This window comes from Diaphorobacter sp. JS3050 (genome assembly GCF_013154915.1).
Lineage (GTDB): Bacteria > Pseudomonadota > Gammaproteobacteria > Burkholderiales > Burkholderiaceae_C > Diaphorobacter > Diaphorobacter nitroreducens.
This window is the reverse complement of the sequence record NZ_CP053553.1, coordinates 1,430,394-1,451,097: the sequence shown is the minus strand read 5'-3', so window position 1 is coordinate 1,451,097 and position 20,704 is coordinate 1,430,394. Positions and strand designations below refer to the sequence as shown.

At 67.8% G+C, this 20,704-nt stretch carries 19 protein-coding genes and 1 tRNA gene; 15 read left to right on the top strand and 5 right to left on the bottom strand.

Going from position 1 to position 20,704, the window contains the following annotated elements; genetic code table 11:
- The first annotated feature begins 1 nt into the window (after position 1).
- The 12 genes from HND92_RS07125 (at position 2) to HND92_RS07070 (ending at position 11,048) form a co-directional block, all read left to right on the top strand.
- Positions 2 to 415, top strand: a complete 414-nt coding sequence (locus tag HND92_RS07125) for a DUF3703 domain-containing protein (RefSeq protein WP_371814872.1) — start codon at positions 2 to 4, stop codon at positions 413 to 415.
- Positions 416 to 562: 147 nt separating this feature from the next.
- Complete coding sequence (locus HND92_RS07120; RefSeq protein WP_011805791.1) at positions 563 to 1,189, top strand: YitT family protein; 627 nt, start codon at positions 563 to 565, stop codon at positions 1,187 to 1,189.
- Between the two features lie 75 nt (positions 1,190 to 1,264).
- On the top strand, positions 1,265 to 1,666 hold the full coding sequence (locus HND92_RS07115) for a hypothetical protein (protein WP_172206617.1): 402 nt from the start codon (positions 1,265 to 1,267) through the stop codon (positions 1,664 to 1,666).
- A gap of 103 nt (positions 1,667 to 1,769) precedes the next feature.
- Positions 1,770 to 2,117: a hypothetical protein gene (locus tag HND92_RS07110; RefSeq protein WP_172206616.1), complete on the top strand. Its 348-nt coding sequence runs from the start codon at positions 1,770 to 1,772 to the stop codon at positions 2,115 to 2,117.
- Positions 2,114 to 3,547: a TolC family protein gene (locus tag HND92_RS07105; protein WP_172206615.1), complete on the top strand. Its 1,434-nt coding sequence runs from the start codon at positions 2,114 to 2,116 to the stop codon at positions 3,545 to 3,547. The genes HND92_RS07110 and HND92_RS07105 overlap by 4 nt, the downstream gene beginning before the upstream one ends.
- Before the next feature lies 1 nt (position 3,548).
- Positions 3,549 to 4,937: a multicopper oxidase family protein gene (locus HND92_RS07100; protein ID WP_172206614.1), complete on the top strand. Its 1,389-nt coding sequence runs from the start codon at positions 3,549 to 3,551 to the stop codon at positions 4,935 to 4,937.
- A gap of 17 nt (positions 4,938 to 4,954) precedes the next feature.
- Positions 4,955 to 5,437 (top strand): plastocyanin/azurin family copper-binding protein, encoded by a 483-nt coding sequence (locus HND92_RS07095; RefSeq protein ID WP_172206613.1) that lies wholly within the window; start codon positions 4,955 to 4,957, stop codon positions 5,435 to 5,437.
- Between the two features lie 67 nt (positions 5,438 to 5,504).
- Positions 5,505 to 5,966, top strand: a complete 462-nt coding sequence (locus HND92_RS07090; RefSeq protein ID WP_172209192.1) for a DUF411 domain-containing protein — start codon at positions 5,505 to 5,507, stop codon at positions 5,964 to 5,966.
- 23 nt (positions 5,967 to 5,989) lie between these two features.
- Positions 5,990 to 6,373 (top strand): copper-binding protein, encoded by a 384-nt coding sequence (locus tag HND92_RS07085; RefSeq protein ID WP_041836328.1) that lies wholly within the window; start codon positions 5,990 to 5,992, stop codon positions 6,371 to 6,373.
- Positions 6,374 to 6,428: 55 nt separating this feature from the next.
- Positions 6,429 to 8,639, top strand: a complete 2,211-nt coding sequence (locus HND92_RS07080; RefSeq protein WP_172206612.1) for a copper-translocating P-type ATPase — start codon at positions 6,429 to 6,431, stop codon at positions 8,637 to 8,639.
- A gap of 55 nt (positions 8,640 to 8,694) precedes the next feature.
- Positions 8,695 to 9,708: a P1 family peptidase gene (locus HND92_RS07075; protein ID WP_011805800.1), complete on the top strand. Its 1,014-nt coding sequence runs from the start codon at positions 8,695 to 8,697 to the stop codon at positions 9,706 to 9,708.
- A gap of 2 nt (positions 9,709 to 9,710) precedes the next feature.
- On the top strand, positions 9,711 to 11,048 hold the full coding sequence (locus HND92_RS07070) for a TAXI family TRAP transporter solute-binding subunit (RefSeq protein ID WP_123676556.1): 1,338 nt from the start codon (positions 9,711 to 9,713) through the stop codon (positions 11,046 to 11,048).
- 29 nt (positions 11,049 to 11,077) lie between these two features.
- On the opposite strand, the gene HND92_RS07065 is transcribed toward HND92_RS07070, so the two are convergent.
- Positions 11,078 to 13,306: a DUF1631 family protein gene (locus tag HND92_RS07065; RefSeq protein WP_172206611.1), complete on the bottom strand. Its 2,229-nt coding sequence runs from the start codon at positions 13,304 to 13,306 to the stop codon at positions 11,078 to 11,080.
- 57 nt (positions 13,307 to 13,363) lie between these two features.
- Positions 13,364 to 15,025: an energy-dependent translational throttle protein EttA gene (ettA, locus tag HND92_RS07060; RefSeq protein WP_015912846.1), complete on the bottom strand. Its 1,662-nt coding sequence runs from the start codon at positions 15,023 to 15,025 to the stop codon at positions 13,364 to 13,366.
- Between the two features lie 256 nt (positions 15,026 to 15,281).
- On the opposite strand from ettA, the gene HND92_RS07055 reads away from it, so the two are divergent.
- The 3 genes from HND92_RS07055 to HND92_RS07045 all read left to right on the top strand — a co-directional run bounded on the left by HND92_RS07055 (position 15,282) and on the right by HND92_RS07045 (position 19,268).
- Entirely contained in the window at positions 15,282 to 17,024 is a 1,743-nt protein-coding gene (locus HND92_RS07055) for a DEAD/DEAH box helicase (RefSeq protein WP_172206610.1), read from the top strand.
- A 136-nt stretch (positions 17,025 to 17,160) separates the two neighbouring features.
- On the top strand, positions 17,161 to 18,981 hold the full coding sequence (locus HND92_RS07050) for a M14 family zinc carboxypeptidase (protein ID WP_172206609.1): 1,821 nt from the start codon (positions 17,161 to 17,163) through the stop codon (positions 18,979 to 18,981).
- Positions 18,982 to 19,191: 210 nt separating this feature from the next.
- Positions 19,192 to 19,268, top strand: a tRNA-Arg gene (locus HND92_RS07045).
- A 176-nt stretch (positions 19,269 to 19,444) separates the two neighbouring features.
- Here the strand turns inward: HND92_RS07045 and HND92_RS07040 are convergent.
- The 3 genes from HND92_RS07040 to HND92_RS07030 form a co-directional block, all read right to left on the bottom strand.
- Positions 19,445 to 19,705: an integrase core domain-containing protein gene (locus HND92_RS07040; RefSeq protein WP_253940113.1), complete on the bottom strand. Its 261-nt coding sequence runs from the start codon at positions 19,703 to 19,705 to the stop codon at positions 19,445 to 19,447.
- Between the two features lie 128 nt (positions 19,706 to 19,833).
- Entirely contained in the window at positions 19,834 to 20,547 is a 714-nt protein-coding gene (locus tag HND92_RS07035; protein WP_172206608.1) for a hypothetical protein, read from the bottom strand.
- A 12-nt stretch (positions 20,548 to 20,559) separates the two neighbouring features.
- Positions 20,560 to 20,703 (bottom strand): hypothetical protein, encoded by a 144-nt coding sequence (locus HND92_RS07030; protein ID WP_172206607.1) that lies wholly within the window; start codon positions 20,701 to 20,703, stop codon positions 20,560 to 20,562.
- Position 20,704 lies beyond the last annotated feature (1 nt).

Here is a 20,704-nt window from a genome sequence, read left to right as displayed (position 1 = left end):
CATGACCCAATCACCACAAAGCCGCCAGCGCGCCGCCTACGACTACCTGCTGCAGCGCTGGCGCACCAGCGTGGACGCGCCCGCGGAACAGCGTTGGCGCTACCTGGAGGCCGCCCATGTGGTGGGCCAGAACCGCCTGGGCCTGCACTGGCGCGCGCACTGGCAGATGCTGCGCTTTGCGCGCCAGTTGGGCGACGCGCCGGAGGCTCGGGGCCAATGGGCGCGGCTGGGCCTCACGCTGGTGGGCCACCTGGTGCGCCGGCTGCCGCAGGGCAACATCGGCCGTGCCAGCGTGCCCGCGCTGCGGCCCATGGTGCCCAGCGTGGCCGTGCGCGCATGCATCACCGAAGCCATGCAGGCCACCCAGCCCCCCGGCACGCCGGGTGCGCCAGAGATGAGTCAAATCGACCTCTAGCGCCCGCCTGACAAGCGCACACAGCTCACTTTTTAGGAGCATCACACCACCCAGACACGGGAATTTGACCCAGCGCAAGACACAGCGACCGATGCCGTGGTGCAATCGCGCCCCCGCCGGTCACCACGGCGCCTGCCGATCCCGCCCATGTCCACCACCACCGCCAACGCCGCTCCCGCCATGGTCCCGCACACCCGCACCGAAGACGCCGTGGCGATTGGCGTCGGCGTGACGCTGATCTCCGTGGGCGTGGCCTTCCTCGCCAGCGCCGGGCTGCTCACCGGCGGCATGGCGGGGCTGGCCTTCGTGCTGCACTACGCCACGGGCATCGGCTTCGGCAAGCTGTTCTTCGCGCTCAACCTGCCGTTCTACTGGCTGGCGCTGCGCAAGCTGGGCCTGGCCTTCACGCTCAAGACCTTCGCGGCCGTGGCGCTGCTGTCGGTGCTGTCGGAGCTGCAGTCGCAGTTCCTGCAGATCAGCGAACTGCAGCCGCTGTATGCGGCCATCACCGGCGGGCTGATCATGGGTATGGGCTTTTTGGTGCTGTTCCGCCACCGCTGCAGCCTGGGGGGCGTGGGCATCATGGCGCTGTACCTGCAGGACCGCTTCGGCTGGCGCGCCGGCAAGGTGCAGATGGCCGTGGACTGCTGCATCGTGCTGGCGGCGCTGGTCACAGTGGAGCCGCTGCGCGTGCTGTGGTCGGTCATCGGCGCCGTGGCGCTCAACCTGGTGCTGGCCATGAACCACCGGCCAGGGCGCTACATGGCGGTCTGACGGCACGCGGACGGGCCATCGCCCGGCGCTCGCTCTGGCGGGAACTTCCTGCACCGCGCCGGTATCATTCGCTGCATGCGCCACGCCGTTGCCATGATCCTGGGTCTGCTGCTGGTCCTGCGGGGCCTGCTGGGCGACGCCATGGCCATGGGCATTGCACCGGCCACGCCCGCGCAGCCCACCATCGCGGCAGCCGCTACCCGCCACGCTATGGCAAGCGACACGCACGACCACGGTGGTCATGACGGCGACCATGCCAGCGCATCAGCACAGCCGCACTGCTGCGATACCGGCGGGGCGGTCCACGCGGAACACCCCGCCGGCTGTTCGGCCTGCGGCGCCTGCCATTCGGCCTTCTACGCGCCGGTCTGGGCGCCCGCCTTCCATGGACGGCACGACAGCAGGTTGCAACCGCACCCTGGCACCCCCTTTGCCAGCGCCACGGCTGCGCAAGCCATCAAGCCACCCATCTCCTGAGCACTGACGCCCGAAGTGCGTCCGCAATCGGCGGCATGTCCCCCGACGGGGCCGCAGCCGAGTGTCGCGGACGCGGTTGTGTCATGTTTGACGGGAGACTCCCATGCGCTTCGCGCACCCCACCAGCCCTGCGGCCATGATGGCCCTGGCGGCCCTGGCCGGCATCGCACCGCCGACCTGGGCGCAGGTTGACAATGTTCCTGCCGCCCCATCGCAGACCGCCACCGCCGACTCGGCACAGGCCCCCAGTCTGCCCTTGCGCCACCAGCCCCTGCTCCCCAGCGGCGACGTGGCTGAGGCCGACATCGGCTGGAAGGCCGCCAACACCGCCGTGGGCGCCTTTCCCGGTGGCCACTCCGACATCGTGCGTTGGGAAGCCGGGCAGGCACGCGCCGCGCCGCCCAGCCCTGCCATGCCCACCCCGAAACACCACCACGGAGGCCGGCCATGAGGCGCCCTCCGCTTGCCCTGGCTGCGCTGGCCGCCGCACTGGTGTTGGCCGGCTGCGCCAACGTCGCCCCCGATGGGCTGCGCGGCGACGTGCAAAGCCATGTCCAGCCCCGCCTGCCCGACGGCGCGCAACTGCCCGCGCCCGATACGCAAAGCCGCGGGGACGCGCAGGCCCAGATCACCGAATGGCTGCGCCTTCCCGTGGATGCGGACACCGCCGTGCGCGTGGCGCTCTTGAACAGCCCCGCGCTGCAGGCCCGCCTGGCCAATCTGGCCGCGCAGGATGCGCAGCGCGCACAGGCGCTGACCCTGTTCAACCCCACGCTGACGCTGGGGCGATTCACCAGCGGGCATGAACGCGAGATCGAGCGCCAGCTCGGCTTCAGCCTGGTCAACGTGATCACCCTGCCCTGGCGCACGCGTTGGCAAGGCTGGCAGATGGAGCAGGCCACGCTGGCCGCCGCACAGGACGTGCTGCGCCTGGCCGCGGACACACGCCGCGCCTGGCTGCGCGCCGTGGCCGCCCGGCAGGTGCTGGCCGCGCGCGAACGCATGCACGAGGCGGCCGAGGCCGGCGGCGAGCTGGCGCGGCGCATGGCGCGCGTGGGCAACTTCAGCCGTCTGCAGCAGGCACGCGAAATCGCCATCACACAGGACGCGGCAGCACAGCTGGCCCGCGCGCGGCTGAATGCCGCGCTGGAGCGCGAGCAACTGGCGCGGCTGATGGGGCTGTGGGGCGCGCAGGCCGACTTCACACTGCCCGATGCGCTCCCCGCCTTGCCCACGGCGGATGCACTGCGCAGCGGCGACGACGCCGAAGCCACGGCCCTGCGCGAGCGGCTGGACCTGCGCGCGCTGCGCCGCGACCTGGACACCACCGCCGACCGCAGCGGCTGGGCCGGTGTTGGATCCGTGTTCGGCGACATCGGCCTGAGCTACAGCCGCAACACTGCCACCGAGCGCGCCTCCGGCCACCGCGAGACCACACGCGGCTGGGAGGTAGAGCTGCCTCTGCCGCTGTTCGACTGGGGCGGCGCCGCCACGGGCCGCGCGCGGGCCGAGCTGCAGCACAGCGCCGCACAACTGCAGGATGCCGCCATCCGCGCGCGCAGCGAGGCACGCAGCCACTGGCTGCGCTACCGCACCGCCTGGGAGCTGGCGCACCAGCAGCAGGCCGAGGCGCTGCCGCTGGCGCGCTTCATGCAGGACGAGGCCGTGCTGCGCTACAACGGCATGTTCATCAGCGTGTGGGAGCTGCTGGCCGAGGCGCGCCGCGCCAGCCAGGCCGTGGCTGCCGCCACCGAGGCGCAGCGCGACTTCTGGCTCGCCCAGACCGACCTGCAACTGGCTCTCACGGGCACATCGCCCGGCGCGCCCACCGGCCTGCCGTCCGCTCCCACCACCCCCAACGCTCCTTCGGAAGGCCACTGACATGCAGCGCCGCCATTTCTTCTCCGGCGCCGCCACGGCCGTGGTCGCCGCCTCCGCCGCATCGGTGAGCCGCGTGGCCTTGGCCGCGCTGCCCGAGGCGCCCTCGCAATCCTCTGCCGACACGGCCGCGCCGCTAACCCCGTCCAGCGGCCGGCCCTACCAGCCCGTGGTCACGCTCAACGGCTGGACGCTGCCATGGCGCATGAACGCCGGCGTCAAGGAATTCCACCTGGTGGCCGAGCCGGTAGTGCGCGAGGTGGCGCCCGGCTTCATGGTCAACATGTGGGGCTACAACGGCCAGAGCCCGGGCCCGACCATCGAGGTGGTGGAAGGCGACCGCGTGCGCATCTTCGTCACCAACCGCCTTCCCGAGCACACCAGCGTGCACTGGCACGGCCAGCGCTTGCCGAGCGGCATGGACGGCGTGGCCGGGCTTACCCAGCCGCACATCCCCGCGGGCAAGACCTTTGTGTACGAGTTCACGGCGCGCCGCCCCGGCACCTTCATGTACCACCCGCATGCGGACGAAATGGTGCAGCTGGCCATGGGCATGATGGGCCTGTGGATCACGCACCCGAAGGCGCGCCACCCCCTGATCGCTCAGGTGCAACGCGACTACGCCTTCCTGCTCAGCGCCTACGACGTGGAGCCGGGCAGCCTCACGCCCAAGGTCAACACCATGACCGACTTCAACATCTGGACCTTCAACAGCCGGGTGTTCCCCGCCATCGACCCGCTGGTGGCACGGCAGGGCGACCGTGTACGCATCCGCGTGGGCAACCTGACCATGACCAACCACCCCATCCACATCCATGGGCATGAGTTCGAGATCACGGGCACCGACGGCGGGCCGACCCCGAAGGCCGCGCGCTGGCCCGAGGTGACCACGGACGTCGCCGTGGGCCAGATGCGGCAGCTGGAGTTCATCGCCGACGAGCCCGGCGACTGGGCGCTGCACTGCCACAAGAGCCACCACACCATGGGCGCCATGGGCCACGGCGTGCCCACCATGATCGGCGTGGACCATCGCGGACTGGTCGGGAAGATCCAGAAAATCATTCCCGACTACATGGTCATGGGCGAGCGCGGCATGGCCGACATGGGCGCGATGGAAATGCCGCTGCCCGACAACACCTATCCCATGATGACCGGCACCGGCCCCTTCGGCCCGCTGGAGATGGGCGGCATGTTCACGACCCTGAAGGTCCGCCAGGGCCTGGCCGCCCAGGACTGGCGCGACCCGGGCTGGTACCAGCACCCGGCGGGAACGGTGGCGCACGAATGGGCCGGTGCGCCCTTGGACGCCACAGCCCCGCGCCAGACCCCGCCCGGCCGGGCCCCCGGCGCCCCCAGCGTGCGCAAGCCGGGCGCCGACCACGAACACCATTGAAACCCTCGGAGAAACCCATGAAATCTATCAAATTCATAGCTGCTTGCGCTTTACTGGCGGGCGCTACAGCCAGTTTTGGCCATGAGAACATGCACAACAGCCACCCTGCCGTCGCACCCCAGCAGCAGGAATGGGGGATTGCGGGAGAGGTCAAGGGCGCAAAGCGCACCATCACCTTGCGCATGACAGACGACATGCGCTTTACCCCGTCGCACTTCACCGTCAAGCAAGGCGAGACCGTGCGCCTGCGCGTGGAGAACCAGGGCCAGGTCATGCATGAGGTGGTGCTGGGCACACAGGGCACGCTGGACCAGCATGCGGCCATGATGCGCCAGTACCCCGACATGGAGCACGCCGAACCCCACATGGCACACGTGGCCCCGCGCGCCAAGGAAGACCTGGTCTGGCACTTCAACCGGCCCGGCCGCTTCGACTTCGCCTGCCTGATCCCCGGCCACTACGAAGCAGGCATGCGCGGCACCTTCACCGTCACGCCCTGAACAACACCACCACCCGCATCATCAGGAGTCCACCATGCGAATCACGCAACCCACCCGCCGCCAATGGATGACGGCCCTCGCCGCCGGCTTGGCCGGCGCTGCCCTGCCCGCCCTGGCCCGTGCCGCCGCCCCGCAGACTGCCGTGGAGGTCTGGAAAGACCCCAACTGTGGCTGCTGCAAGGATTGGGTGACCCACATGCAGGCCAACGGCTTCACGGTCACCGTGCACGAAACGGGCAACGCCGCCGTACGCGCCAAGCTCGGCCTGCCCACGCGCCTGGGCTCATGCCACACCGCGCTGGTGGGCGGCTACCTGCTCGAAGGCCATGTGCCCGCTGCCGACGTGCGCAAGCTGCTCAAGGACAAACCCAAGGCCCTGGGCCTCACCGTCCCGGGCATGCCGGTGGGCAGCCCCGGCATGGACGGGCCCGAGTACAACGGCCGCAAGGACCCGTACGACGTGCTGCTGGTCACCAAGAACCTGATGAACAGCGACGTCTCCACACGCGTATTCACCAGCTACCGTTGATGCACACCATGAAAGGCCACGCCATGCCATCGCACACCCTGCCTGCGCGCGCGCCGCGCATCGCCCTCGCACCCGTGGCCGCTCTGGCACTGCTGGGCCTGCCCGGCAGCTGGGCACATGCCCAGGGCTCGGACCACGACGCCCATCACACCGAGACGCCCGCCGCATCCGGCGACAGCACGCAGGATCTCAGCGAGGGCGAAGTCACGCGTTGGGATGCACGCAGCGGCAAGATCACGCTGCGCCACGGCGAGCTCAAGAACCTTGCCATGCCGCCCATGACCATGGTGTTCACGTTGCGCGACCCGGCACAGGCGGCCACCTTCAAGCCTGGCGACAAGGTGCGCTTTCGGGCCGAACGGGTGAAGGGCGTATTCGTCGTCACCCATATCGAACCATTGCGCTGACGCCCCACGGACCGGGCGGCAGTTGCCCGGCCCCTTGCCGCACCAAGGAGCCCTCATGCATTCCCACAGCACGCCGCCCGCGGCTGCCCCACACGGGCAGCACCTACACCACAGCCCCCACGTGCCCCGGCCATCGGCCGCTCCACCCGCCCCACCAACCGCCGACACGGTCTACACCTGCCCCATGCACCCGCAGGTGCGACAGAGCGGCCCCGGCCACTGCCCCAAGTGCGGCATGGCGCTGGAGCCGGTACTGCCCAGCCTGGACGCAGCCGATGACAACCCCGAACTGCGCGACTTCTCGCGCCGCTTCTGGTGGACGCTGCCGCTCACCGTGATCGTCACCACGCTGGCCATGGCCGGGCACCGGCTGGGTTGGGTCGGCATGGCCACGCAAAGCGGGGTAGAGCTGGTGCTGACGCTGCTCATCGTGCTGTGGGTCGGCGCGCCGTTCTTCGTGCGCGGTTGGCAATCCGTGGTGCAGCGCAGCCCCAACATGTGGACTCTGATCAGTCTGGGCACGGGCGCGGCCTTCCTCTACAGCGTGGTGGCCACCGTGGCGCCGGGCGTGTTCCCGGCCTCGCTCCAGTCCATGGGGCGCGTGGGCGTGTACTTCGAGGCGGCCGCGGTCATCATTTCGCTGACGTTACTGGGCCAGATGCTGGAGCTCAAGGCGCGATCACAGACCTCGGCCGCCATCCAGTCGCTACTGGGCCTGGCGCCCAAGACTGCGCGCCGCATCGCCGCCGACGGCAGCGAGGAGGACGTGCCGCTGGCCCACGTGCATGTGGGCGACCTGCTGCGCGTGCGTCCCGGCGAGAAGGTGCCGGTGGACGGCGTGGTCGTCGAAGGCAGCAGCGCCGTGGACGAGTCCATGCTCACGGGCGAGCCGCTGCCAGTGAGCAAGCGCACGGGCGACAAGCTGATCGGCGCCACGCTCAACACCAGCGGGGCGCTGGTCATGCGCTCCGAACTCGTGGGTGCGGCCACGATGCTGTCGCAGATCGTGCAACTGGTGGCGCAGGCCCAGCGGTCGCGCGCGCCCATGCAGCGCATGGCCGACCGCGTTGCGGGCTGGTTCGTATTGGCCGTGGTCGGCGTGTCTGTGCTCACGCTGCTGGGCTGGGGCCTGTTCGGGCCCGAGCCCAGGTGGGTCTACGGCCTGATCAACGCTGTGGCGGTTCTCATCATCGCCTGCCCCTGCGCGCTGGGCCTGGCTACGCCGATGTCCATCATGGTGGCCACGGGGCGCGGCGCCACGCAGGGCGTGCTGTTCCGCGATGCGGCCGCCATCGAGCATATGTGCCGCGTGGACACGTTGATCGTGGACAAGACCGGCACCCTGACCGAGGGCCGGCCGCGCTTTGAGCGCACCGTGGCCGCGCCCGGCTGGGGCGAGGCAGAGGTGCTGCGCCTGGCCGCCAGCCTGGACCAGGGCAGCGAGCATCCGCTAGCGGCGGCCATCGTCGCCGCGGCACGCCAGCAGGGGCTGGCGCTGGACGCGGCCGAGCAGTTCGACTCGGCCTCGGGCATCGGCGTGCGCGGCCGGATCGCGGGCCGCACCTTGGCGCTGGGTAACACGGTGCTGATGCAGCAGTCCAACGTGAATACGGGACCGCTGGCGCAGACCGCCGAGGCACTGCGCGGCGAAGGCGCCAGCGTGATGTTCCTGGCCGTGGATGGGCAACTGGCGGGCCTGCTGGCCGTCTCCGACCCCATCAAGGCCAGCACGCCCGACGCGCTGGCCGCCCTGCATGCGGCCGGCCTGCGCATCATCATGGCCACCGGCGACGGGCTGACCACGGCAGGTGCCGTGGGACGGCGCTTGGGCATCGACGAGGTGCACGGCGAGGTATTGCCCGCCGATAAGCTGGCCCTGGTCGAACGCCTGCAGGCCGAGGGACGCACCGTGGCCATGGCCGGCGACGGCATCAACGACGCGCCGGCACTGGCGCGCGCCGACGTGGGCATCGCCATGGGAACCGGCACGGACGTGGCCATGAACAGCGCCCAGCTCACCCTGGTCAAGGGCGACCTGCGCGGCATCGCCACGGCGCGCGCGCTGTCGCAGGCCACGGTGACCAACATGCGCCAAAACCTGGGCTTTGCCTTCGTCTACAACGCGCTGGGCGTGCCGCTGGCCGCCGGGCTGCTCTACCCATTCACGGGCTGGCTGCTGTCGCCGATGATCGCGGCGCTGGCCATGAGCCTGAGCTCGGCCTCGGTGATCACGAATGCCCTGCGGCTACGCCGCGCACGGCTTTGAGAGCACGCCGCAAGACGCGGGGACAGGTGCCGGTGCGGCACCATAATCGGCGCCCATGCAAGCTTGCTCCCTGCACAGCGCCTGCGGCGCCATCACCGACGTTGCCGGCATCGAGGTCGGCCACTTCACCGACCCACGCCGCCCCACCGGCTGCAGCGTGGTGATTGCGCGCGAGGGTGCCGTGGCAGGCGTAGATGTGCGCGGCGCCGCCCCCGGCACGCGCGAGACCGACCTGCTGGCCCCGGGCAACCTGGTGGAGCAGGTGCACGCCATCATGCTGGCGGGTGGCAGCGCCTGGGGGCTGGAGGCCGCCACGGGGGCCGTGCGCTGGCTGGAGGAGCACGGCGTAGGGCTGGACGTGGGCGTGGGCCGCCTGCCACTGGTGCCAGCGGCCGTGCTGTTCGACCTGCACGTGGGCGACATGAAGGTGCGTCCCGATGCGGCGGCCGGCTATGCGGCCTGCGCTGCCGCCACATGCGAGCCGCCAGCCGAGGGCAACGTAGGCGCCGGCGCTGGCGCCGTGGTGGGCAAGATGTTCGGCCTGCAGCACGCCATGAAGGGCGGCGTGGGCACAGCCTCGGTCACCGTCGCGGGCGTCACGGTGGGTGCGCTCATTGCCTGCAACGCCGTGGGCGACGTGGTCGACCCGGACACCGGGCGCCCACTGGCGGGCGCCCGCGCTGCCGACGGGCTGACGCTGCGCGATACACGGCACGCGCTGCTGCGCGGCGAGCCCCCTCATCCCCTGCTGGCCGGCAGCAACACCACGATCGGCGTGATCGCCACCGACGCGCGGCTGACCAAGGTTCAGGCTCAGCGACTGGCCGTCGCCGGCCATGACGGCCTGGCCCGCAGCATCAACCCCGTGCACACCATGAGCGACGGAGACACGCTGTTCACGCTGGCGACGGGCCACGTGCCGCACCACCCCGGCATGATGGTGTTGGCCACGATGGCGGCCGAGGCGGTGGCCCGCGCCACCGTGCGCGCCGTGCTCGCCGCGCGCACCCTGCGCACGGCCGAGGGCCTGGCACTTCCGTGCCATGCCGATCTGGCTGCCGGGAGCTAACCATGGGACAGATGTCACGCCGCCTGCGCACGGCGCTGCTGTCGCTGCGCGACCTGTTGGTGTCTGCCGGGCCGCTGGCGCTACTGGGCGCGGGCCTGGTGCTCCTGGCCTATTGGTGGCTCAACCCCACGCCGCCGCGCACGGTGACGCTGGCCACCGGCCCCGCGCAGAGCGCCTACGAGGCCTTCGGCCAGCGCTATCGCGACGCACTGGCGGCAAGCGGGATCAACGTGGTCTTGCTGCCCAGCGATGGCTCGTCATCCAACCTGCAGCTGCTGCGCGATGGCCACGCCGACCTCGCCTTCGTGCAAGGTGGCACGGGTGAGTTGCGTCCCGAGGACAGTGATGAGCTGGTCTCGCTGGGCAGCCTCTTCGTGGAGCCCATCTGGCTGTTCTACCGCGGCGATGTGGCGCGCCGCATCCACCGATCGGCCCGGCTGGAGGGGCTGCACCAGCTGCGCGGGCTGCGCGTGAACGTCGGCTCGCCCGGCAGCGGCGTACCAACGCTCATGGAGCGCCTGCTGGACGCCAACCACATTCCGCTGGATGCCCTGACGCTCACCCGTCTGGAGCAGACGCCCGCCACGGTGGCGTTCCTGGCGGGGCGGTTGGACGCCCTGGTGTTTGCCTCCGCCCCCGAGTCATTGATGGTGCAGATGCTGCTGCAAACGCCCGGCGTGCAGCTCATGCACTTCCCGCAGAACGAGGCCTACAGCCGCCGTTTTCCGTTCCTCACGCCGGTAGTGCTGCCACGCGGCGTGGTGGACCTGGCGGCCAACGTACCTCCGCGCGACGTACGGCTGGTGGCATCCACCACATCCCTGCTGGCGCGTGAAGGCACCCACCCCGCCCTGCTGCAGTTATTTGCCCAGAGCGCGCAGGGCATCCATGGCAATGCGGGCTGGTTCAACCGTGCGCGCGAATTCCCCAGCACCCGGCACGCGGAACTGCCCATTGCCAAGGAGGGCGAGCGCGCCATCAACGAACCGGCGCCGCTGATGCAGCGCTATCTGCCATTCTGGATCGCCAACCTCGTCGAGCGCATGTGGCTGGTACTGGGTATCTTGATTGCGGTCATGCTGCCGCTGTCGCGCGTGGTGCCGCCGCTGTACCAGTTCCGCGTGCGCTCGCGCGTGTTCCGCTGGTATGGGCATCTGCGCGACATCGAAGACGACATGGAACGAGGAGAGGCCACCCCCGACGCGCTGCGCGAACGGCTGGACCGCATGGAGGCGCAGGTGGAAAAAGTGAGCGTGCCACTGTCCTATGCCGACGAGCTCTACGCCCTGCGCAACCACATCCAACTGGTGCGCCGGCGCCTGCCACGCGCGGCAGGCTGAACGGCAGTCCCCGCGACCTGCGGAGCGCCCTAGCGCAGCTTGGCAGGCTTGGTGCGCACGGCGCGCAAAGCGCGGTCCACCACCGGCTGGTCGGAAATCAGGCGGAATGCCCCGTCAGAGGACAGTTTGTCGATCATGCGCCGCGTCATGGACTGCGTGCTCGCGTCGGCTCCGGTGAACAAAAACAGCGTGTTGTGCGGGCTGCACCAGGTGAGCTGGGTTCGCACCGCACGCTGGTTGGTGATGATTTCCACCCACTGGCCGATGCGCAATGCGGGCTGAGCCACTGCTCCGGCCATCGACGGGTCCGCCGCGGCGGCCGTATCGGAGGACAGCACATCGTCAGCGCGGGTTTCAGGGCTGACCTCTTCCGCCGGCGTGTCGCCGAAGACGCTCGCCGCTGCGTAGTTCAGCGCTTCACCCTGAAGCTGCGCCAAGCGCTGCGTCACTTCGGCAATACGCTCGATCGGGTGGTCAATGCTCTCCAGCCCACGCACCAACACCGGCACCATGTCGGCAATGGCCTGGCCCAGGCGCTCCGGGTCCGAGCGCAACTGCTCGGGCTGCGCGCAGCACAGCAGCAGCGGCACCAACGCCAAATAGCCTCCGGGGTCTCCGCCGGTTTCCTGGGGCTGGCTGCTTTGCGCCTGCGCCACCACGTCCGCCCACGGGCCGGTCACGAAGGCCAGCAGGTCGGCCGGTACCTTGTCCGCATCGGGCAGGCGGCGGAAGTCGGCGGCAATCTTCTCGGCCAGCAATTCCCGCTGCTCCCGCTGGAGCAGTTCGCGCTGCTGCGCTTCATGGCGCTCAAGCTGGCGACGCTCCTGCGCGGTCCAGGCCTTTTCCAGCGCCTTGAGCACTTGGGCGAACGGTGCGGCATCCCGGATCTCAATGGAAGCCAGGTGGCCTACGGCTTCGTTCACCAGCCGCATGAAGCGGCTGAAGGCGGGCCCATCCTCGGCGTTGAATGCCAGGCTGCGCTGGGTCAACTCGTCCAGCAGGCGCCGGGCGGGGTGCTGCTCATCCGTGAAGAACCGCGTGTCGTGCTGCACCAACTCCTTCAGCGCGGGCTCCAGGCTTTGCACGGCACGCTGCATGGGAGGCAGCAGCCGCGAATCCTGCGCAATGTTGTCCATCATGCGGCTCACGACCTCATGCGCCGTCCGCGTGGGGGATGCCGCCACCGGCGCATGTGCAGAGGTGCCGTTCCAGCCCGTCACCGGGACCGCAGCCCCTCCCGACAGACGGCCCACGATGCGTTCCAGCTGCGCAATGTCTTCCATTGCTTCCGCCGCGGCCGGCGTGACGTACGCGTTGGCCGGAGTAGCTGCCGCATAGCCGCCGCGTGCATCGTAGGCGAAAGGGTCACCACCACCGGCCAGCATCTGGCGCAGGATACCCACCGTCAGCAGCGCTTCTTCGGCCTGCGGCGCCAAGGCCACGTTGCCCGATGCGCCTCCCCAGCCTGCCCCGTAACCTTGGCCATAGGCGCTCGCGGCACCATATTCGCTGGCCGGCGCACCATAGGCGGAGGGCGGCGCGTAGCCCACGCCCATCTGGGAACTGTGGGCATATCCACCACCATGCCCGCTGCGCACACCCGGGGCTCCCGCCACCGCATAGCCCACGGGCTCGACGCCATGCTCGCGCAGGCTCTGGGCGGCGCGCTTATAGGCGCTTACCAGTTGCATGCCCAGCAGTTCGCGCATCTGGCTCATCCACAGCTGCCGCACTTCCCCACTTACACCGGTATCGCTCACCACTTGCTGCAGCGCGCGGATGTAGTTCTCAGGGCGAAAAGGGTTGCTCTCGGGTTGCACGCTGTGCAGGCCCTGCGCCGAACTGACGAGCGTGTTGAGTTCCGCCAGCGTTGCCTCTGTCGCCAGAGCGGCGATCTGCTGCGCCCGCGACAGCTCCACCTGGACCAGCACGTCGGCATCGTCCATGAGGGCGAGCTCGCCCAGGTCCATTCCGCCGGGCTGCCCGGCCCTCGTCTTCGCGGCCGAGGGGCCTTCGGCAAAAATCTCCAGCAAGGCCATGGGGTAGGCCTTGGGCAACGACGCCTCGTGCTGCTTGAGTAGGCGCAAGGCATCGCTGATCTGGGTACGCTTGTGAAGGTCGCGGGTGGAGGACTCCTGCGCCGTGAGCGCTTCGCGCGTACCAGTCACCAGCGCCTCCATCAGGGCCTCGCTGTCCCTGACGGCGTTGACAACGCAGGCGCGAAAAACCGTACGGGCGCGGGACGCGGAAAGGGACATGGTGGGGACGGACGAAGAATGGGCGGCGGTCCGCCCGATGCTACTACCTGTAAGTGCTTATTTGAGGGCCTTGTAGCGCATACGCTTCGGTTTCGCACCCTCTTCACCCAATCGTTTTTTCTTATCAGCTTCGTATTCTTGGTAATTGCCGTCAAAGAATACCCATTGGCTGTCGCCCTCGGCTGCCAGGATGTGCGTCGCGATACGGTCGAGGAACCAACGATCGTGGCTGATGACCAGCACGGTGCCAGCGTATTCCAGCAACGCGTCTTCCAGCGCACGCAGGGTTTCCACGTCCAGGTCGTTGGACGGTTCGTCCAGCAGCAGCACGTTGCCGCCCTGGATCAGCGTCTTGGCCAGGTGCAGGCGGCCGCGCTCGCCCCCGGACAGGTTGCCCACCTTCTTCTGCTGGTCCTGGCCGTTGAAGTTGAAGCGCCCGGCATAGGCGCGCGACGCCATTTGGAACTTGCCCACGTTGATGATGTCCAGCCCGCCGGAGATGTCCTCCCACACGGTCTTGTCATCGGCCAGTGCGTCGCGGTGCTGATCGACAAAGGCCATCTTCACGGTCTGACCGATTTCCACGGTACCGGAATCAGGTTGCTCCTTGCCCGCGATCAGCTTGAACAGGGTCGACTTGCCGGCACCGTTCGGGCCGATGATGCCGACGATGGCGCCGGCAGGGATGTTCATGCTCAGGTTGTCGATCAGCAGGCGGTCACCAAAGGCCTTGGAGACATTCTTGAATTCGATGACCTTAGAGCCCAGGCGATCCGCTACAGGAATGAAGATCTCCTGCGTTTCGTTGCGGCGCTGGTATTCGTAATCGCTCAGCTCTTCGAAGCGGGCAATACGTGCCTTGGACTTGGCCTGGCGGCCCTTGGCGTTCTGGCGCACCCACTCCAGTTCCTTCTTCAAAGCCTTGGCGCGAGCCTCCTCGCCTTTTTGCTCGGCTTCCAGACGGTTGCCCTTCTGGATCAGCCAGTCAGAGTAGTTGCCCTTGTAGGGGATGCCGTGGCCTCGGTCCAGTTCCAGAATCCACTCAGCGGCGTTGTCCAGGAAGTAGCGGTCGTGGGTGATCGCCACCACGGTACCGCTGAAGCGGTGCAGGAATTGCTCCAGCCAGTCCACGGATTCGGCGTCCAAGTGGTTGGTGGGTTCGTCCAGCAGCAGCATGTCGGGCTTGGACAGCAGCAGCTTGCACAGGGCCACGCGACGCTTTTCGCCACCCGATAGCTTGCCGATCACCGCATCCCACGCCGGCAGACGCAGCGCGTCGGCCGCAATTTCCAACTGGTGTTCGGAATCGGTACCGGCCGCGGCGATGATGGCCTCCAATTCACCCTGCTCTTTGGCCAGCGCGTCAAAGTCGGCATTCTCTTCCGCGTAAGCAGCGTATACCTCTTCCAGGCGGGCTTTGGCGTTGTTCACCTCGGCCATGGCTTCTTCCACAGCCTGGCGCACGGTGTGCTCGGGATTGAGTTGGGGCTCCTGGGGCAGGTAGCCGATCGACAGCCCGGGCATGGGCAGTGCCTCGCCTTCGAATTCCTTGTCCACGCCCGCCATGATCTTGAGCAGAGAGGACTTGCCGGAGCCGTTCAGGCCCAGCACGCCGATCTTGGCGCCCGGAAAGAAGCTAAGGGAAATGTCCTTCAAGATCTGCCGCTTGGGCGGCACGGTCTTGGTGACGTGGTTCATCGAGAAAACGTATTGGGCCATGGATTTATTCAGGAAACGGGCAGAAGAAGGCGCCAAAATTTTTTGCGCACAAACGCGGATTATCGGCGCATGCGACAATAGACCCCGTCTTGGGCTCCAGTTGCCCACGGCATCAGCCTAGACAAGCTGGGGACGAAGGAAGAATTTTCCGGGCTCCCACCCTTGCAATCATCTGCCTAACAAACTGGCTCGGCGGCCCGTAAAGTCGCCTGCGACAGGCCGATACCCAGCGCCCCGGATGGGCGCATCCAATTACATGACATTTGAAGAACTGAAGCTGGCGCCGGCCATTTTGCGGGCCGTGCAAGAACAAGGCTACGACAACCCGACCCCTATCCAGGCCCAGGCCATCCCAGCCGTCCTCGCTGGACACGACCTTCTCGCCGGCGCACAGACCGGCACCGGCAAGACCGCCGCGTTCACGCTGCCCATGCTGCACCGCCTGGCCGAAGGCCAAGCCCCACGCAGCCAGTTTGGCGGCAAGGGTGTGCGCGCCCTGGTGCTCACGCCCACGCGGGAGCTGGCAGCGCAGGTCGAAGAATCCGTGCGCGGCTACGGCAAATACCTGGATCTGAACTCCACTGTGATCTTCGGCGGCGTCGGTATGAACCCGCAGATCGAACGCATCAAGCGCGGCGTGGACGTGCTGGTGGCTACCCCTGGCCGCCTGCTGGACCTGCAGCAGCAAGGCTTCATGGACCTGTCCACCGTCGAGATCCTGGTGTTGGACGAAGCCGACCGCATGCTCGACATGGGCTTCATCCACGACGTGAAGAAGGTGCTGGCGCTGCTGCCCCAGTCCAAGCAAAGCCTGCTGTTCTCGGCCACGTTCAGCGACGACATCCGTGAACTGGCCAACTCACTGCTCAAGAACCCGCAGAGCATCCAGGTCACCCCGCGCAACACCACGGTGCAACGCATCAGCCAGGTGATCCACCCCGTGGGGCGCGGCAAGAAGAAGCAGGTGCTGCTGCACATCATCCAGGAGCACGACTGGAGCCAGGTGCTGGTGTTCACGCGCACCAAGTTCGGCGCCAACAACGTGGCCGAGTACCTGACCAAGAACGGCGTTTCGGCCATGGCGCTGCATGGCAACAAGAGCCAGAGCGCCCGCACCCAGGCGCTGGAGGGCTTCAAGACGGGCCAGATCCGTGCCCTGGTGGCTACCGACATCGCGGCACGCGGCATCGACATCGACGACCTGCCGCACGTCGTGAACTACGAAATCCCCAACGTGCCCGAGGACTATGTGCACCGCATCGGCCGCACGGGCCGCGCCGGCCGCGAGGGCCATGCCGTGAGCCTCGTCTGCATGGACGAGGAAGGTTTCATGATGGAGATCGAGCGCTTCACCAAGCAGGAAATCCCCGTGCAGGTGATCGACGGCTTTGGCCCGGACGAGGGAGAGAAGGCCGAGCCCATCGCCATGGGCCGCCAGACCATCTGGGGCGGCGCGGGCAAGCCGCCCAGCCGCGAAGTCATGCAGGCAGCGGCCAAGGCGGCACGCCAGGAGATGATGGAGCGCATCCGCACCAACAAGGCGGCCACTGGCGGCCAGCGCGGTTCGCGCCAAGGCGGTGGCCAGGGCGAAGGCCAGCAGCGCGCCGGGGGTCAGAACGGCAGCGGGGGCCGCGGCGGCAACGCAGGCAATGCAGGCCGTACTGCCGGTCCACGTGATCAGCAACGTCCGCAGAACACGGCCGGTGGCCGCCGCCGCGGCGGTCCCGCTGGTGCAGGCAATGGCGGGGGTAATGGCGGTAATGGCGGAAATCGCCGTTTCGACGACAGCCAGCCTCGCAGCGAGAACGCTCACCTGGGCACGCAGCTCGGCAACATTGGCATCGGCCCACGCCATGGCAGCGGCCGTGCCAGCCAGCCGGACCCCATGCGCACCAGCGTGGACAGCATGGCGGACCGCGGGCGTCGGGGCGGCTTCGGCCGTGGCAACGGCGGCGGCGGTGGTGGCCGCGGCCCACGCGGCGGCGGCTTCGGCCGCTGAGACCTTCACGACAACAGAAAGCCCGGCACAGCCGGGCTTTTTTCCATGGCCCCTGAGCCAACCACCCCGCCGCACGCGCAGGACATCAAAGCTGCCGGGTAACATCCGCCCCAGCACCACTTCCGCCACGCCCACCATGACGCCGAAGAATCTGCTCTCCCACACTTACGCGCTGCCAATCGCCGCAATCGCTGCACGGCACCGCGCTACCGCGCTGCTGGGCGCATTCCTGCTGTCCGCCTGCTCCAGCACGCCCCTGCCTCCGTGGCCCGCGCAGTCCTCCCCCCCCGCGCCCACTGGTCCGCAAACGTCCCGCGCCGTACCGCCGCCGCTGGGAACAGTGCAGCGTGGCGAAGTCGTGCCCAGCCCGGTCACGGTAACGCCCGTCGCCCCGGCCACCGAGCCGGCCTCCACCGCGCTCCCCTACAGCGCGGCTGTCGCGGCACGCTTTCCCGCGCCTTCCGTGCGGTACGAAACGCCGGGGCTCGCCGAGGGGCGCCAGGCTTTCACCACCAACGCCGAACTCACCCAATGGCTGCGTAATCTGGCCACGGCGCAGCGCGGCACGACCCGTGTGCAAATGCTGGACCTGGGGGTATCGCAGCGCGGCACACCCTTGCACGGCCTGGTGCTGACCCGCGCGGCTGGCACCAACGTGGCCGCGCTGGACGCCAGCCGCCGCCCCACGGTGCTGCTGCTTGGGCAGCAACATGGCGACGAACCCGCCGGCAGCGAGGCATTGCTCGTACTGGCGCGCGAACTGGCACAGGGTCTGCTGGAGCCCATGCTGGAGCGCATCAACGTGATCGTCGTTCCCCGCGCGAATCCCGACGGAGCCGAGGCCGGCACACGAGCCACGTCCAACGGCATCGACATGAACCGGGACCACCTGCTTTTGCAAACTCCGGAGGCCCAGGCACTCGCCAAACTGGTGCGCAACTATCGCCCGATCGCCATTTTCGATGCGCATGAATACACCGTCACCGGACGGTTCCTCGAGAAATTCCATGCCATCCAACGCTACGACGTGCTGCTGCAGCACGCAACGACGGCTAACCTGCCGGAATTCATGACCAAGGCAGCTCTGGAATGGTTCCACCACCCCATGATCAGGGCCCTGGAAGCGGAAGGCCTGAGCCAGGAGTGGTACTACACCACCTCGACCCGCGCCGAAGACCTTCGCCTGTCCATGGGAGGGACGCAAACCGATACCGGCCGCAACGTGAATGGTCTGAAGAACGCCGTCAGCATGCTCGTGGAAACGCGCGGCGTGGGCATTGGCCGCACCCACATCCAGCGGCGCGTGCACTCGCAGGTGACGGCCCTCACCAGTGCACTGCGCAGCACCGTGGACCGCGCCGCCGACTTGGAGCAGGTGCGCTCCTATGAAGCGCGGGACATTGCCTCCCAGGCATGCCGTGGCGAGATCGTGGTGGAAGCCACGCAAACCCCCGGCCAGCGCGACCTGGTCATGCTGGACCCACAGACCGGCGCAGACCGGACCCTGCGCGTGGATTGGAATTCCTCGCTGCAACTCAAGCCGGTCAAAAAACGCCACCGCCCCTGCGGCTATTGGTTGGCAAGCGGCGCAACGGATGCAGTGGAGCGCCTGAAGCTGCTGGGCATCCAGGTGATGCACGTCGCCGAGGCGGGCTCCGTACTGGCCGACATCTATGAGGAAACCAGCCGGGAGAGCTCCGAGCGAGAGGACGTGCGCGGAGCCATCCCTGGCGCCCGCCCGATCATCCGCGCCACCGTGACCCCCATGCGCAGCGCCATCGACGTGCCGGGAGGCAGCTACTACGTGTCTCTCAACCAGCCCTTGGCCAATCTGGCCGTGGCAGCGCTGGAGCCCGATACGCAGAACAGCTATTTCGCCAACCATGTCATCGGCCAGCTCGGCGATGTGGCACGGGTCATGGCACCTCCATCGCTGGTGTTTGAGGAGATGGACTGAAGAGCACGCCAGACTGCGGCCACTCTTTAAATGATAGCTGCTTGCGCTTGCTGGATAAGCGCTAAAGGCATATTTGGCATCATACACAGCACCCGCATGCCGTCTTCTATTTCATGGGCTGCGCAGGCTGGCGCGGAAGCGCTCCGGGCGCCTGTATGATCCTGCACTTCGAGCGCGCACATCACCGCTCGCACCGCATACCTGCATCATCTGCCCGTAGCTCAACCGGATAGAGCAATTGCCTTCTAAGCAATAGGTCGGGGGTTCGAGTCCCTCCGGGCAGGCCAAAACAGACCTCCACACAATCTCACGACCTTTTAGAGCCCGCATGCTTCCTAGCGTTGCGGGTTTTTTGTTGTCTCAAGCCGTTTCACCGCGTACCGTGACATACCAACAAAAAGTTGGTACTTTTGCCGGCATCTCCACATACTGTTGACCCAGCAGAAACTGCACAGGTCACAGGTCATGCCGCTAATGCGAATGCCTCAGCGGGGGTTCTCACGTTCAGCGCCTGGTGCGGGCGCCGGTGGTTGTAGAAATGGATCCAGTCCCCGATCAGGCGACTGGCATGCTGCAGCGAGTCGAAGCGATGCCGATGCACGCACTTGAGCGTGCGGATCACCCGCTCGACCAGACCGCTCTGCTCAGGGCTGTGCGGCGTGATGAATTCTTGACGCAGTCCGTAGCTTCCCAGGGCCGTGAAGCTGCGGCTGGTGAAGACCAACCCATTGTCCGAACGCAGCAGGAACGGCTCGGGTACTCGGCCCAGCGTGGCGAAGCGCGCGATCAGGGCCTGCTCCAGCGCTGACTCGGCCGTCTTCGATTTCCCGCTGCGCGACAGGTGCGCAAGCTCTACTGGCCAGCCTGATCGAGAGGCTCTGCCGCAGGCGTTGCGGCCTGGGACGCAGTGACGGTGTCTGGCCGCGCCAACAAACCCTGCCCACCATGCCACATAGCCTGACGCCACGGCGAATCGTGCTGGGGAGGTGGGTTCACCAGATCGGTGGGATACCAACTGCCCCGCGTGCGCTGCAGCAGTTCCGGCACCACCGCTTGGCCTTCTTGCAGGCGCACCAGGTCAGGCGCCCTCAACTCCTTGCCCACCACCAGCACACCCGCCTGCTGCGCCACATGCACCACGGCCGCCAGGTTTTCCACACAGGGGGCATGGCCCATGGTCCATCCATCGGCCAACAGCCAGTAACGCGACCGCTCCATGCCGTCCAGCCCTGCGATGGTTTCCTCATAGACCAGACACAGTGGACCATCCGCACCCGGCCCTACCGGGGTGCCGTAGGCTTTCCAGACGGACAAATAGCGTTGCACGTCCGGCGCTTCCGCCTTGCGCGCCTGCAGCCAAGGTCCGTATCGGGCGGGGTGCTTGTAATGGTCTACAACCAAGTGCGGCGGCACATCCTCCCTGCCGTCCAACCAATCCCTGCGCAGATTCAAATAACCTGCCGCCCAATCCAGCAATGCCGGGGTCAGCTTGGGCTTGAGTTGCTCAGGCGACGAGCAATCGGCCATACCCAGCCCAGGCTTGGCCTGGGCGATAGCGGCGGGCACCAGGCGAATGATCTACTGCCGAGGCACGCCATGCGCCTCAAAGGCACGGATCAGGCGCTGAGCCGCACGACGGGCCGGGTCGCGCCTGCCCCGCCACCAGTCCCAGCCCTTGCTGAGCACACCCCACAGGCCCGTGGCTTCGCCTACCCAAGACATG

Bases quoted from the DNA above. Each gene is read 5' to 3' on its own strand.
- HND92_RS07095 (WP_172206613.1), top strand. From the start codon at position 4,955: ATGAAATCTATCAAATTCATAGCTGCTTGCGCTTTACTGGCGGGCGCT.
- HND92_RS07080 (WP_172206612.1), top strand. From the start codon at position 6,429: ATGCATTCCCACAGCACGCCGCCCGCGGCTGCCCCACACGGGCAGCAC.
- HND92_RS07050 (WP_172206609.1), top strand. From the start codon at position 17,161: ATGACGCCGAAGAATCTGCTCTCCCACACTTACGCGCTGCCAATCGCC.
- HND92_RS07055 (WP_172206610.1), top strand. From the start codon at position 15,282: ATGACATTTGAAGAACTGAAGCTGGCGCCGGCCATTTTGCGGGCCGTG.
- HND92_RS07070 (WP_123676556.1), top strand. From the start codon at position 9,711: ATGGGACAGATGTCACGCCGCCTGCGCACGGCGCTGCTGTCGCTGCGC.
- HND92_RS07115 (WP_172206617.1), top strand. From the start codon at position 1,265: ATGCGCCACGCCGTTGCCATGATCCTGGGTCTGCTGCTGGTCCTGCGG.
- HND92_RS07120 (WP_011805791.1), top strand. From the start codon at position 563: ATGTCCACCACCACCGCCAACGCCGCTCCCGCCATGGTCCCGCACACC.
- HND92_RS07105 (WP_172206615.1), top strand. From the start codon at position 2,114: ATGAGGCGCCCTCCGCTTGCCCTGGCTGCGCTGGCCGCCGCACTGGTG.
- ettA (WP_015912846.1), bottom strand. From the start codon at position 15,025: ATGGCCCAATACGTTTTCTCGATGAACCACGTCACCAAGACCGTGCCG.
- HND92_RS07090 (WP_172209192.1), top strand. From the start codon at position 5,505: ATGACGGCCCTCGCCGCCGGCTTGGCCGGCGCTGCCCTGCCCGCCCTG.
- HND92_RS07075 (WP_011805800.1), top strand. From the start codon at position 8,695: ATGCAAGCTTGCTCCCTGCACAGCGCCTGCGGCGCCATCACCGACGTT.
- HND92_RS07100 (WP_172206614.1), top strand. From the start codon at position 3,549: ATGCAGCGCCGCCATTTCTTCTCCGGCGCCGCCACGGCCGTGGTCGCC.
- HND92_RS07110 (WP_172206616.1), top strand. From the start codon at position 1,770: ATGCGCTTCGCGCACCCCACCAGCCCTGCGGCCATGATGGCCCTGGCG.
- HND92_RS07065 (WP_172206611.1), bottom strand. From the start codon at position 13,306: ATGTCCCTTTCCGCGTCCCGCGCCCGTACGGTTTTTCGCGCCTGCGTT.
- HND92_RS07085 (WP_041836328.1), top strand. From the start codon at position 5,990: ATGCCATCGCACACCCTGCCTGCGCGCGCGCCGCGCATCGCCCTCGCA.
- HND92_RS07030 (WP_172206607.1), bottom strand. From the start codon at position 20,703: ATGTCTTGGGTAGGCGAAGCCACGGGCCTGTGGGGTGTGCTCAGCAAG.
- HND92_RS07125 (WP_371814872.1), top strand. From the start codon at position 2: ATGACCCAATCACCACAAAGCCGCCAGCGCGCCGCCTACGACTACCTG.